We start from the raw sequence: 13,276 nt of genomic DNA, 5'->3' as shown, positions 1-13,276 counted from the left end.
GATAATCGCCCCTGATGGCCCTTGCCCCTGGCAAGGTGGTCACATCAGTCATCGATGCAGGCGAGTCTGAAGAAGGCCGCCGCGTTTGAGAATCACGTTTTTCGGACTCAGGGCTTAGGAAAAAGCAAAGCGCTGCCGGCAAGGCCCTCGTATGCGCACGAGCTCTCTGGCCATCGGGGCATTTCTTTTTTCCGAGGGGCCGCATCAATTTCGACAAAGGCCCGACGCCGGCCGATTGACTTATCGTTCGAACATGAACGTAGCCAACTCCGACCCTGCCGTGCAGCCCAGCCTTTCGCATCCGCAGGCCGATATCGCCGTCAGCCTCGAAGGCGTGGTCAAGAAGTACCACGATCAGACCGCGCTGCATGAGGTCTCGCTGAAGATCCGGCGCGGTGAATTCCTCACCTTGCTCGGCCCCTCGGGCTGCGGCAAGACGACGCTGCTCAACCTGATCGCCGGCTTTGCCGAAGCCGACAAAGGCGAGATCTTCATTGAGGGCCAGCCGGTAACCAGCGAGCCGCCGCACAAGCGGCAGATCGGCATCGTCTTCCAGAACTACGCGCTGTTCCCGCACATGACCGTGGAGCGCAACATCGGCTACGGCCTGCGCATGCGCGGCATGCCAAAAGACAAGGTGGCCGAACGGGTGAAAGAGGCCATGGCCATGGTCAAGCTCACCGGCCTGGGACACCGCAAACCGCGTGAGCTCTCGGGCGGTCAGCAGCAGCGCGTAGCGCTGGCGCGGGCACTGGTGATCCAGCCCAAGGTGCTGCTGCTCGACGAGCCTTTCTCGGCACTGGACAAGAGCCTGCGCGGCTCGATGCAGGTGGAGATCCGCGAGATCCAGCGCCGCCTGGGCCTGACCACCATCTTCGTCACCCACGACCAGGGTGAGGCACTGGCCATGTCCGACCGCATCGCAGTGATGTCGGCGGGTGCCATCCGCCAGATCGCACCACCGGCCGAGCTCTACCAGAACCCAAAGGACCCCTTCGTGGCCTCCTTCCTGGGCGACGTGAACATCCTGCCGGCGCACTACCACGGCCAGACCTCCACGGATATCCAGCTGCGCCTGGGCTCCGGCCTGATCAGCCTGCCGCAGGCCCGGCTGGTGGATGCATCGCACGAAGGCGAACGGCTGGACGTCTATGTGCGCCCGGAACACATCCGGCTAGAAATTCTGCATGCCGGCTCGGTGCTGAGCGGCACCGTGATCAATCAGGTGTTCCAGGGCGACCACATCGATACTTTCGTAGATGTGGATGTTCCGATGACGGCCCGCCAGGTCGTCACGGTGCGCAGTGCGGGCCTGACCGCCATGCAGCAGTGGCCCATCGGCTCGGTCGCGGGGCTCGCGCTTCCCGATGAGGGCATCAGCGTTTTCAGCCCCCGGAAACAAGAGACAAAGCAGACCCCATGACCGAAGCCCGGCCCCCTCTTGCCTCTTCCATGAAAGCCATCATCGCCCGGGAACCCGGCGACGCCAGCGTATTAGTGCTGGCTGAGCGCCCCATGCCCGTACCCGGGGCGGGCGAAGTGCTGCTGGGTGTGCTGGCCGCCGGCATCAACCGGCCCGACATCATGCAACGTCAGGGCATCGCCAAACCCGCGCCGGGCGTCACTGATGTGCTGGGCCTGGAGGTGTGCGGCGAGGTGGTCGCCTGCGGTCCCGGCGCCGACAAGGCGCTGCTGGGGCAGCGGCTGATGAGCCTGGTGCCCGGCGGCGGCTATGCGCCCTGGTGCACGGCTTCAGTCGAGCACTCCTTCGTGGTGCCGGAAAATCTGTCCGATGTAGAAGCAGCGGCCTTGCCCGAAGGGCTATTCACCGTCTGGCACAACCTCTTCGAACTCGGTCGCCTGTCCATGGGCGAAACCGTGCTGATCCACGGCGCCGCGGGCGGCATCGGCACGCTGGCGATCCAGATGGCCCATGCGGCAGGTTGTACGGTGATCGTCACCGACAACGACGAAGCCCGGTTCCCCGAACTGAAGGCCCTGGGCGCCGATCTGGCGATCTGCTGGCCCACCACCGACTTCACCCAGGCCTGCCTCGACTACACCCATGGACGCGGCGTGGACGTGGTGCTCGACATCGTCGGCGGCGACTATGTGCGCCGCAACCTCCGGGCTATGGCTTTCGGCGGCCGGCATGTCAGCCTGTCCTTCATGCAGGGCTCGGCGGTCACGATAGAACTGCTGACGCTGATGCAGCGCCAGTTGAGCTTGCACTCCTCCACCATGCGTCCTCAGAGCCACTACGAGAAGGCTCGCATGGCCAGGAGCCTGGTCCACCATGTGATGCCGCTGCTGAAAAGCGGCCGCATAGCGCCACGCATCCACAGCACTTTCGCGGTCGCGGATGCCGCCGCCTCGCACGCCATGCTGGAGAGCGGCAAGGTGTTCGGTAAGCTGGTCTTGGTGCCCTGAACGATGAAACTCCTGTTCGCCCCAACATCGCCCTTCGTGCGCAAGGTCATGGTGTGCGCGCACCTGACTGGACAGGCCGACAGGATTGAATTGCTGGACAGCACCGCCCATCCGGTGCGACGCGATCCGCGCATCGCCGCCCACAACCCGCTGGCCAAGGTGCCCACGCTGATCCTGGAAGACGGCCAGTCCCTCTATGACAGTCGGGTCATCTGCGAGTACTTGGCCCGTCGGTCGGACACAGGACAGCTCTTCCCTGCCTCGGGCGCTGCCCGATGGACAGCCCTGGCCCGCCAGGCGATGGGCGACGGCCTGCTCGATGCCGCGCTGCTGGCGCGCTACGAGCTGACCGCACGTCCCGCGGAATTCCAGTGGCCCACGTGGCGCGAAGCCCTCTTGACCAAGGTCACAGCCTGTCTCGCCTTGATCGAAGCCATCGCCTCAGACCTGTCCACCGACAAGCCCACCATCGGCGAGATCACGATCGGCTGCAGTCTTGGCTACCTGGACTTCCGCTTCCCCGAACTGGACTGGCGTACCCAATGCCCCAACGCCGCCCGCTGGAACGAAGCCTTCCAGGCCTTGCCCGCCATGCAGGCCACTCACCCCTACGACGCCTGAGACCACGATCATGAGCAACATCTCCACACCCCCCATCACAGTCTGGTTCCTGAATGGCCCCAACGCCAACCTGTATGGCCTGGATGCCAACAAGAGCTACGGCACCGACAGTTTTCCTGTTCTGCAGTCTCGCTGCGAGCAGAAGGCGGCCTCCCTGGAGGTGGGCCTGCGCTTCCTGCAGTCAAACTACGAAGGCCAGTTGATCGACTGGATCCAGGAAGCGCGTGGCGTGGCCGACGGCATCATCATCAATGCAGCCGGCCTGACCTACACCTCCATCCCCATCCTCGATGCCCTGATGTCCTTCCCCGGCAAGGTCATCGAAGCCCATATGAGCAATATCTGGAAGCGCGAGCCCTTTCGCCACCACTCCTACATTTCGAAGGTGGCCGATGGCGTGATTGCCGGGCTCGGCGGTGACGGCTACGAGTTCGCCATCGAGGCCATCGCGCGCCTGGTACGCAGGCACAGTTGAGGCTTTTCCAAGATGACTACTCCAGAAGCCGCTGCCGTCGGCACCTTGGCCTTCTACAGCGATTTCGACGACTTCAAGACTTGGAAGAACGCGTTGCAGGCGCAGCTTCCCAACCTGGAGGTGCTTCATTCGAGCGAGATCGACCGGCCGGAAGCCATCGATTACGCGATGGTCTGGAAACCACCACAGGGCTTCTTTGGGCAGATGCCGAACCTGCGGCTGATCATCAACCTGGGCGCCGGAGTCGATTCGCTGGTAGGCCGGCACGACCTACCCAGGAACATCCCCATTACCCGGATCACCGATCCGCAGATGGCCAGAATGATGGCTGGCTATGTGCTATTTGCGGTGCTCCGCCATGCGCGCGATATTCCCTTCTTCGAGCAAGCCCAGCGCCTGGGTGAATGGGCTTATCGCCATCCCCGGTCGCCGGAGGAAACGACCGTTGCGGTGCTGGGGCTGGGGCAGTTGGGTGCCAAAGCAGCGTACGAGCTGCAGCGCCAAGGCTTCAGGACGCTGGGCTGGTCGCGCAGCCCCGCTCAAATCGACGGCGTGGAGTGTTCTAGCGGTATGGAGACACTGGATTGCGTGATTGGCCAAGCCGACATTGTTGTCCTGATGCTGCCGCTCACGCCCCAGACGAACCAGCTATTCCATCGCGAACGCCTGCAAAAAATGCGTCCCGGCGTTGCCTTGATCAACGTTGCCCGGGGCGCACTGGTGGATCAGGTTGCCCTGACGGATCTGTTGAGAAGCGGCCACATTGGGGCGGCAACGCTGGATGTTTTCGAGCGCGAACCCCTGCCGGCCGTAGACGCGCTGTGGAGCATGCCGAATGTGCTCATTACCCCGCATCTTGCGTCAGTGGCCATTCCCTCGTCTTCGGCCAAACAGATCGCAGCCAACATCTTGCGCGTCTCCGCTGGCGAATTGCCGCACAACATCATCGATCCGTCACGCGGATACTGACGAGGCCACTGCAGGAAGCGCTGCCTCCGTCGTCTTGCGGGTTCTTGGTGCGCAGAGAGATCCGCCTCTCGTGCTTGGCGGTGCCGCTGCGGAAGGTCAGGTGAAAGTAGAAGACGCCGTGGTGGGATTGGGCGAGGTGAGGCGCGAGCTTCAAGACTGATGATCCACTAAAAGTGGGACACCAGAATAGGACACCTGTCGCGTGACACAAAGAAAAAAGCCCTTGAAAATCAAGGGCTTAGTTCATTTTGGCGGAGAGGGTGGGATTCGAACCCACGGTACGTTTGCACGTACGCCTGATTTCGAGTCAGGTACATTCGACCACTCTGCCACCTCTCCTGTGTGTCGAAGCGCGGATTCTAGCAGAGCCCGCGACCGGTTTTCAGGCCTTGAGCAGCTCGATGCCGCCTATGTAGGGGCGCAGCGCCTCTGGGACGGTCACCGAGCCGTCGGCGTTCTGGTAGTTTTCCAGCACGGCGACCAGGGTTCGGCCCACGGCCAGGCCGGAGCCGTTGAGGGTGTGCACGAACTCGTTGCGGCCTTGGGCGTTCTTGAAGCGGGCCTGCAGGCGGCGCGCCTGGAAGGCTTCGCAGTTGCTTACCGAGCTGATCTCGCGGTAGGTGTCCTGCGCTGGCAGCCACACTTCCAGGTCATAGGTTTTGGCGGCGCCAAAGCCCATGTCGCCGGTGCACAGCGACACCACGCGATACGGCAGGCCAAGCTTTTGCAGCACGGCCTCGGCGTGGCCGGCCATTTCTTCCAGCGCCTGGTAGCTCTTCTCTGGGTGCGTGACCTGCACCATCTCGACCTTGTCGAACTGGTGCTGGCGGATCAGCCCGCGCGTGTCGCGGCCGGCGCTGCCGGCTTCCGAGCGGAAGCAGGGGGTATGCGCGGTGAGGCGGATGGGCAGCGCGTCTTCGGCCACGATCTCGTCGCGCACGAAGTTGGTCAGCGGCACTTCGCTGGTGGGGATCAGGTAGAGCGCGGCGTTGTCAGGCACAGGCTCGCCATCTTGGCCGCCCTTCTTGGCGGCGAACAGGTCGCCCTCAAACTTGGGCAACTGGCCGGTGCCGCGCATGGAGTCGGCGTTGACGATGTAGGGCACGTAGCACTCGGTGTAGCCGTGCTGCTCGGTCTGCACATCCAGCATGAACTGGGCAAGCGCCCGGTGCAGGCGCGCCACCGGGCCCTTCATGACGGTGAAGCGCGAGCCGGCGAGCTTGGTGCCGGTGTCGAAGTCCAGGCCCAGCGGGGCGCCCAGGTCGACGTGGTCCTTGACGGGGAAGTCGAACTTCTTCGGTGCCAGGCCGTGCGGCGCCCAGCGGCGCAGCTCAACGTTGCCGGATTCGTCCGCGCCCACGGGTACGCTTTCGTGCGGCAGGTTGGGCACAGCCTGCAGCAACGCCAGCAGCTCGGATTGCAGCGCCTCGAGGCGGGCTGCGGAGGACTCCAGCTCGTCCTTGATCGCGGCCACGCGGGCCATCAGGTCGTCGGCGGGTTCGCCCTTGGACTTGCGCTGGCCGATCTGCTTGGAGGCGCTGTTGCGCTCGGCCTGCAGCTCTTCGGTGCGGGTCTGCAGCATCTTGCGCTCGGCTTCGAGCGCGGTGAAGGCCGCGCCGTCGAGGAAGGTCTGGCCCGGCTTGCGGGCTTCGAGGCGGGCGAGCACGGAGGCGAGGTCGCGCCGGAGAAGGGTAATGTCTAGCATGCAGCGATTGTAGTTTTTGGCTTTCGCACCTGTCGCACTACCATGCGGCAGCAAAGCAGGAGAGCGCCATGTTCTACATCTACGGGCTGGGGGGGCGGGGCTACAGCGGTGACGCCGAGGGCTTGCCACCGGTGTCGGCGCTGCGGCGGGTGCAGGCAAGCGAGGCGGTGCGGGTGTCCGCGCAGCCCCAGGACACGGCGCCGCGCCCGCACGGCGGCGTGGCCCAGGACGCACTGGCGGCCTATGGCCAGCAGGCCCGCAGCGCGCCACGCCTGGTACGAGAAGTGTCCGAGCTGATGACGTCCCAGGTGCTGAGCCTGCCGGCCAGTGCCACGCTGGCCGAGGCGCTGCAGGCGCTGGATGCGAGCGGCTTCGGCCAGGCGCCGGTGCTGGATGCCCATGGGCAACTGGTGGGCCTGCTGACGCGCGCCCAGTTGCTGGCCGCAGGGCCTGCCGGCGGCGCGGCAACGGTGCATGCGCACATGCTGTCGCCCGTGCCGGCGGTGGCGCCGGCCACCGATGTGCGGCGCGTGGCCCAGGTGCTGGTGGCGCACGAGTTGCCGGGCCTGCCGGTGATCGATGAGAAGGGTGCGCTGTGCGGCTTTATCGCCCGCGGTGATCTGCTGCGGGCGATGGTGGCAGACCCGCCACTGGACCTCTGGGGTTAGCTCAAGCCTGTAGCTTCAAGCCCTTTGGCAGCGGGAACTTCACGGTTTCCTCGATGCCGTCCATCTTGCGCACCGAGACCGCGCCCAGCGCGCGCATGCGCTCTATGACCTGGTTCACCAGCAGCTCGGGTGCCGAGGCGCCGGCGGTCAAACCGATGCGGGTCTTGCCCTCGAACCAGGCGGGCTGCAACTCGTCTGCCGAGTCGATCATGTAGCTTTCGGTGCCCAGGCGCACAGCCAGCTCGCGCAGGCGGTTGCTGTTGGAGCTGGTCGGGCTGCCGACGACGATCACCAAGTCCACCTGCGGGCTCATGATCTTGACGGCGTCCTGGCGGTTCTGGGTGGCGTAGCAGATGTCTTGCTGCTTGGGCTCGCGCACCAGGGGGAAGCGCGCGCGCACGGCAGCGGATATCTCGGCGGCGTCGTCCACGCTGAGGGTGGTCTGGGTGACCACGGCCAGCTTCTCGGTCTGGCCGGGCTGCACGCGGGCCACGTCGGCCACGTCTTCCACCAGGTGGATGCCGTGGTCGAGCTGGCCCATGGTGCCTTCGACCTCGGGGTGGCCTTTGTGGCCAATCATGATGAATTCAAAGCCCTCTTTGGCGAGCTTGGCGACCTCTACGTGCACCTTGGTCACCAGCGGGCAGGTGGCGTCGAAGATGGAGAAGCCGCGCGCCTTCGCCTCTTCCTGCACCGCCTTGCTCACGCCGTGGGCGCTGAACACGAGCGTGGCGCCAGGGGGCACATCAGACAGCTCTTCGATGAAGATGGCGCCCTTTTGCTTCAGGTCGTTGACGACGTAGGTGTTGTGCACGATCTCATGGCGCACGTAGATCGGCGCGCCAAACTTCTGCAGCGCGCGCTCGACGATCTCGATGGCGCGGTCCACGCCGGCGCAAAAGCCGCGCGGCTCGGCCAGGACCACGTCAAGGGCGGCGACAGACGGCGCGACATTGCTCATAGCACGCCGATCAGCAGCACTTCGAAGGTCACCGGCTGGCCGGCCAGCGGGTGGTTGAAGTCGAACAGCACGGCTTCGTCCTTGACCTGTTGCACCGCGCCGGCGTAGCTGCCCTGGCCGTCGGGCGTGGGGAACTGCACGACGTCGCCGACGCTGTACTGCTCGTCCGGGTCGCCCAGTTCGGCCAGCAGCTTGCGCGCTACCCACTGCTGCATGTCGGGGTTGCGCTCGCCAAAGGCGGCGCCGGCGGGCAGCTCGAAGCTGGTGCGCGTGCCCTCGGCCAGGCCGATCAGGCGCGCCTCCACGGCGGGCGAAAGCTCGCCGGTGCCGAGCGACAGCGTGGCCGGTTTGTCGGCGAAGGTGTTGATGATGTCGCCCGCCGGTCCCGCCAGGCGGTAGTGCAGCGTGAGGAAGGAACCAGGCTGGACGACAGCCGGTGAAATGGAGGCAGAGGACATGGAGGTACCGATAAACTGGCCTCTATTGTAGAAACCCGGGCTTTTCCGGTGCACGGCGGGGCATTTTCCAGCCACGTAGCACCGCGTCGCCACCCTCTTCTATGCCCGTCAAAGACCTTCCTGCCGATGCCCGCCCGCGCGAGAAGCTGCTCGCGCGCGGCCCGGGCGCCCTGAGCGATGTCGAGCTGCTGGCCCTGCTGCTGCGTACCGGCCTGCCCGGGCGCGGTGTGCTGCAGCTGGCGCAGGAACTGCTGGACAGCTTTGACGGCGTGGCCGGCCTGCTGCATGCCACCGCCGACGACCTGAAGCGCATCAAGGGCCTGGGCGGCACGGCCAAACGCGCCGAGCTGGTGGCGGTGCTGGAGCTGTCGCGCCGTGCGCTGGCGCAGCGCCTGCGCGAGCGCCAGGTGTTTGACAACCCCGACGCGGTGGGCGACTACCTGCAACTGCACTTTGCGCCACGCGCCTACGAGGTGTTTGCGGTGCTGTTCCTGGATTCGCAGCACCGGCTGGTTGCGATGGAAGAAATGTTTCGCGGCACGCTGACGCAAACCAGCGTTTATCCACGCGAGGTGGTGGTGCGTGCCTTGCAGCACCAGGCTGCGGCCGTGGTGCTGGCGCATAACCACCCGAGCGGGCAGGTGCAGCCCTCACGCGCCGACCAGGCCCTGACGCAGACGCTGAAGGCCGCGCTGGCGCTGGTGGACGTACGGGTGCTGGACCACGTCATCGTCGCGCCCGGGCAAGCCCTCTCGATGGCACAGAAGGGGATGGTGTGAATTGCCACATAAAATGAGACGGATTCTCATTACGACATTCACATCCCATGTCTTCTCCCGCTGCGGCTGCCCCGATCGACACGCTCTACCGGGAGCACCGCGACTGGTTGCAGGGCTGGCTGCGGCGCCGGCTGAGTGACAGCCACACCGCGGCGGATCTGGCGCAGGACACCTTCGTGCGTGTCATCACTGGTGGCCAGGCGCAGGCGATACAAGAGCCCCGTGCCTACCTGACCACGCTGGCGCAGCGGGTGCTCTACAACTTCTGGCGGCGCCGCGAACTGGAGCGCGCCTGGCTCGACGCGCTGGCGGCGCAGCCAGAAGAGCTGGCCCCTTCCCCCGAAACCTACGCGCTGGTGCGCGAAGCCATCGAGACCCTGGACCGTTGGCTCGACGGGCTGTCGCCCAAGGTGCGCGAGGCCTTTTTGCTGCGGCGCCTGGAGGGCCTGGCGCACGGCGAGATCGCGGCGCGCATGGGTGTTTCGATCACCACGGTTGAGCGCTACGTCAAGCAGGCGATCGTGCACCTCTACACATCCTCCGTGCAGCCGGAGGCTTGAGGTGGCCCCGCGCCCCGCAGAGCTGCCACTCGACCCCATCACCGAGCAGGCGATCGACTGGTTGGTCCGGCTCGATTCGGGCCACAGCAATGACGACGACCGCCAGGCCTTCGCGCATTGGCTGGCCGCAGCCCCTGGCCATGCACGCGCCTGGGCGCTGCTGCAGCAGCGGCTGGACCAGCGGATCGCGCCCGCGCTGGGCCAGTTGCAGGTTGGCGGCCACGCCCAGCCCGGCGTGCGCACCCTGAGCACTCCACCTGACCATCGCGCACGCCGCCGCGCCGTGCTGGGCAGTGCCGCCGTGGCACTGCTGACCGCCACGGGCGGCGGGCTTTGGGCCGACCGGCGCGCGCCGCTCATGGCCTGGTCTGCCGACCTGCACACTGGCACGGCCGAACGGCAGCGCTTTGTGCTGGAGGACGGCAGCGAGCTGCTGCTCAACGCCCGTTCGGCGGCAGACCTGGACTTCAGCCCCACACAGCGCCTGGTACGACTGCGCGCGGGTGCGCTGATCGCCCAGGTGACGGCCGATGCACAGCGGCCCTTCATCGTGCAAAGCGCCGAAGGCACGGTGCGCGCGCTGGGCACGCGCTTCATGGTGCAGCAGGATGCCGGCCGCACGCTGGTGTCAGTGCTGGAGCACAGCGTGCGCATGGCCGCGCGGCGCACAGGCCCGCACCTGGACCTGCAGGAAGGCGGCAGCGCATGGATGCAGGCCGACGGCATAGCGCCCCGCCCCGTCGCCCGGGCCGACGCCAGCGCATGGTCCGCCGGCCTGCTGGAGGTGCACGACCAGCCGCTGGCCGAGGTGCTGGACGCCCTGCGGCCCTACACACCGGCACTGCTGCGCGCCAGCCCGACGGCCGCGCGCATCGGCGTGTATGGCGTCTACCCGCTGGACCGGCCTATGCAGGTGCTGCAGGACCTGGTCGACACGCTGCCGCTGCGGGTGCGCCGCTGGGGTAACTGGCTGGTTTACGTGGACGTGCGCAGCACATGAGGCCACGGCCACCACGCGGCAACTGACGGGTTTCGCCTCCTCGCGGGACATACAGGGTTGAACGCTCCGATCAACCAGAACCGACGAGGAAATCCGAAGTGACGCTGCACCCCCTTCCGCCTGCCTGCCCACAGGCCGCCACCCTGGCACTGGCCGCCCTGCTCGCATGCAGCCCCGCGCTGGCGCAGACAGCTGCCACCATCCCGGCCGCGGCCAGCACCGATGGCGCGATGGAGTGGAAGCTGCCGGCCGATGCCCTGGGTGTGGTGCTGGCGCGCATCGCCCGCCAGGGCGGGCGCAGCATCAGCGCGGCACCGGCGCTGGTGGCCGGCCGGCAGGCGCCGGCGGTGCAGGGCCGCTTCACCGTGACCCAGGCCGCGCAGCAGGCATTGGCGGGCAGCGGCCTGGCGCTGGCGCAAACGCCCAGCGGCACGCTGACCGTGGTCGCCTCCGACAACGGCGCAGCAGCCGCAACCCTGCCGGTGGCGGGCGCCACGCTGGCAGAGGTACGCGTCTCCGCCCAGGCGGAGCGCGCCGGCACCACCGAAGGCACGGGCGCCTACACCGCCCAGGGGCCGACCAGCATGGCGACGGGGCTGGGCCTGGGCCTGAAGGACACGCCGCAATCCGTCAGCGTGATGACGCAGCAGCGCATGGAGGACGAGAACCTGACCAGCATCAGCCAGGTGCTGGCGCGCACGCCAGGCATCTCGACCGCCGCGCTTGGCACCGAGCGTTCCAACGCCAATGCGCGTGGCTACGCGATCACCAACTACCAGGTCGATGGCGTCAGCACGCACACCGAGTTCCTGGGCCTGGACGCCCTGCCGGCGCAGAGCATTGCCGACATGGCGCTGTACGACCGCATCGAGGTGCTGCGCGGCGCCTCGGGCCTGACCACGGGCGCGGGCGATCCGTCCGGCGCCGTCAACATGGTGCGCAAGAAGCCCACCAGCAGCTTCCAGGGCTCGGCTGAGGCAAGCATCGGCTCCTGGGGCAACCGGCGCGGCGTAGTCGACCTGTCGGCGCCGCTCAACGCCGCCGGCAGCGTGCGCGGCCGGCTGGTGGCCGTGCACCAGGAGGGCGACAGCTACATCGACTACTACAGCAAGAAGAAGGACGTGCTCTACGGCGTGGTCGAGGCCGATCTGACGAGCTCGCTCAAACTCACCGCCGGCGTGGACCACCAGGAAGGCCGCTCGCGCGGATCGTTCGCCTACCTGGGCTACCCGCTGTTCAACAGCAACGCCGAGCAGACCGACTTCCCGGTGTCCTTCAGCGGCGCCGGCCGCAACAACATCTTCAACACCAATTCCACCAATGGCTTCATGGCGTTGGAGCAGTCGCTCGCCAATGACTGGAAGCTGAAGATCTCCGCCAACTATCTGCGCTCGCGGCAGCGGGAGGATTCGACCTACCTGGCCGTCAACGCCAGCCCCTTCGACAAGGCCAGCGGGGATGGCCTTTTCCTCAACAGCGAGCGCCGCGACTACGAACTGCATAGCAAGACCGTGGACGTGAACCTGCGCGGGCCCTTCAGCCTGTTCGGCCGCGAGCACGAGGCCGTGGTCGGGTTCGATTACAACGACTTCCAGAGCCTGACCCATGGCAGCTTCGATACCTCGGGCCTCAACGGCGCGCCCGTCAACGTCTACCGCTGGGATAACAGCGGCAACCCGGTCTTTGGCGATCGCTTTGTCACCTTCGACAGCACGCGCCGCCAGAAGAGCCTCTACGGCGCCGGCCGCTTCCAGTTGGCCGACCGGCTCAAGCTCATCGTCGGCGGCAAGCTGCTGAACTACGACAGCAACTACGTCACCCAGACCACCGGTGGCTACTACAGCACCTCGCCTTCGTCCGAGCGGCGTGTGTTCACGCCCTACGGCGGCGTGGTGTACGACCTGAGCGACGCCCACACGGTGTACGCCAGCTTTGCCACCATCTACAACCCGCAGACCTCGCTCGACCGCAACGGCGCCTACCTTGACCCGCAAGAAGGCAACACCTACGAGGCCGGCATCAAGAGCAGCTTCCTAGGGGGCCGCCTGACTACCAGCGCGGCCGTCTACCAGATACGGCAAGACAACCTGTCAGAGCCGGACCCGGGCTACCTCATTCCCGGCACCGACAACACGGCTTCGCGCGCGGTCAAGGGCGCCAAGACGCAGGGCATAGACCTGGAAGTCAACGGCACGCTGGCACGTGGCTGGAACGTGGCGGCGTCGTACAACTACAGCAGCTCTGAGGACGCAAGCGGCCGGCGCATCAACACCACCTTCCCACGCCAGATGGCCCGGCTCTGGAGCACCTACCGGCTGCCCGGCGACTGGCGCCGACTCACGCTGGGCGGCGGCGTGGACTGGAACAGCGGCATCTACTACACGGCAGAGATCTGGCAGATCGACCGCAGCGCCACCGCGCGCCAGAACGCCTATGCCGTGGCCAGCCTGATGGCACGCTATGACTTCAGCGATCAGTTCTCAGCCACGGTCAACGTGCAGAACCTCACCGACCGCAAGTACATCGCCTCGATGTCGGGCTGGTGGTACTCGGGCATGTACGGCGCACCGCGCAATGTGCAGGTGACGGCCCGCTACAAATTCTGATACGGCTTCGCAATCAAAGCGATAACTGCGTTGCTTCGCCTTGC

General features: G+C 66.3%; 13 protein-coding genes and 1 tRNA gene. 10 read left to right on the top strand and 4 right to left on the bottom strand.

Features of this window, described 5'->3' with window-relative positions:
- Nucleotides 1–253 precede the first annotated feature (253 nt).
- The 5 genes from AAFF27_06635 to AAFF27_06615 are packed head-to-tail and all read left to right on the top strand — an operon-like array spanning nt 254 to nt 4,495.
- Nucleotides 254–1,423, top strand: coding sequence for an ABC transporter ATP-binding protein (locus tag AAFF27_06635; protein ID XAH24864.1), 1,170 nt, complete (start codon nt 254–256; stop codon nt 1,421–1,423).
- 29 nt (nt 1,424–1,452) lie between these two features.
- On the top strand, nt 1,453–2,430 hold the full coding sequence (locus tag AAFF27_06630; GenBank protein ID XAH24863.1) for an NAD(P)H-quinone oxidoreductase: 978 nt from the start codon (nt 1,453–1,455) through the stop codon (nt 2,428–2,430).
- A 3-nt stretch (nt 2,431–2,433) separates the two neighbouring features.
- Nucleotides 2,434–3,051, top strand: coding sequence for a glutathione S-transferase (locus tag AAFF27_06625; GenBank protein XAH24862.1), 618 nt, complete (start codon nt 2,434–2,436; stop codon nt 3,049–3,051).
- Nucleotides 3,052–3,061: 10 nt separating this feature from the next.
- Nucleotides 3,062–3,526 carry a type II 3-dehydroquinate dehydratase gene (locus tag AAFF27_06620; protein ID XAH24861.1) on the top strand — a complete coding sequence of 155 codons (465 nt, stop codon included), beginning with the start codon at nt 3,062–3,064 and terminating at the stop codon, nt 3,524–3,526.
- Nucleotides 3,527–3,538: 12 nt separating this feature from the next.
- On the top strand, nt 3,539–4,495 hold the full coding sequence (locus AAFF27_06615; GenBank protein ID XAH24860.1) for a glyoxylate/hydroxypyruvate reductase A: 957 nt from the start codon (nt 3,539–3,541) through the stop codon (nt 4,493–4,495).
- Nucleotides 4,496–4,744: 249 nt separating this feature from the next.
- Here AAFF27_06615 and AAFF27_06610 read toward each other — a convergent pair.
- Together AAFF27_06610 and serS are read right to left on the bottom strand one after the other, a co-directional pair.
- A tRNA-Ser gene (locus AAFF27_06610) sits at nt 4,745–4,834 on the bottom strand.
- Nucleotides 4,835–4,877: 43 nt separating this feature from the next.
- Entirely contained in the window at nt 4,878–6,200 is a 1,323-nt protein-coding gene (serS, locus tag AAFF27_06605) for a serine--tRNA ligase (GenBank protein XAH24859.1), read from the bottom strand.
- Between the two features lie 68 nt (nt 6,201–6,268).
- Here serS and AAFF27_06600 point away from each other — a divergent pair, with 68 nt between their 5' ends.
- The gene (locus tag AAFF27_06600) at nt 6,269–6,868 is read left to right on the top strand and encodes a CBS domain-containing protein (protein XAH24858.1); all 600 of its coding nucleotides are present in this window, start codon (nt 6,269–6,271) and stop codon (nt 6,866–6,868) included.
- 1 nt (nt 6,869) lies between these two features.
- On the opposite strand, the gene ispH is transcribed toward AAFF27_06600, so the two are convergent.
- Nucleotides 6,870–7,829 carry a 4-hydroxy-3-methylbut-2-enyl diphosphate reductase gene (gene ispH / locus AAFF27_06595; protein ID XAH24857.1) on the bottom strand — a complete coding sequence of 320 codons (960 nt, stop codon included), beginning with the start codon at nt 7,827–7,829 and terminating at the stop codon, nt 6,870–6,872.
- Nucleotides 7,826–8,287: an FKBP-type peptidyl-prolyl cis-trans isomerase gene (locus tag AAFF27_06590; protein XAH24856.1), complete on the bottom strand. Its 462-nt coding sequence runs from the start codon at nt 8,285–8,287 to the stop codon at nt 7,826–7,828. The genes ispH and AAFF27_06590 overlap by 4 nt, the downstream gene beginning before the upstream one ends.
- Before the next feature lie 101 nt (nt 8,288–8,388).
- On the opposite strand from AAFF27_06590, the gene radC reads away from it, so the two are divergent.
- The 4 genes from radC (at nt 8,389) to AAFF27_06570 (ending at nt 13,232) form a co-directional block, all read left to right on the top strand.
- Nucleotides 8,389–9,066: a DNA repair protein RadC gene (gene radC / locus AAFF27_06585; GenBank protein ID XAH24855.1), complete on the top strand. Its 678-nt coding sequence runs from the start codon at nt 8,389–8,391 to the stop codon at nt 9,064–9,066.
- Between the two features lie 47 nt (nt 9,067–9,113).
- Nucleotides 9,114–9,626, top strand: a complete 513-nt coding sequence (locus AAFF27_06580; protein XAH24854.1) for a sigma-70 family RNA polymerase sigma factor — start codon at nt 9,114–9,116, stop codon at nt 9,624–9,626.
- 1 nt (nt 9,627) lies between these two features.
- Nucleotides 9,628–10,626 (top strand): FecR family protein, encoded by a 999-nt coding sequence (locus AAFF27_06575; protein ID XAH24853.1) that lies wholly within the window; start codon nt 9,628–9,630, stop codon nt 10,624–10,626.
- Between the two features lie 98 nt (nt 10,627–10,724).
- Complete coding sequence (locus AAFF27_06570) at nt 10,725–13,232, top strand: TonB-dependent siderophore receptor (GenBank protein ID XAH24852.1); 2,508 nt, start codon at nt 10,725–10,727, stop codon at nt 13,230–13,232.
- Nucleotides 13,233–13,276 lie beyond the last annotated feature (44 nt).

It is taken from the genome of Xylophilus sp. GW821-FHT01B05 (genome assembly GCA_038961845.1).
Lineage (GTDB): Bacteria > Pseudomonadota > Gammaproteobacteria > Burkholderiales > Burkholderiaceae_C > Xylophilus.
This window is presented reverse-complemented; position numbering and strand designations above follow the sequence as displayed.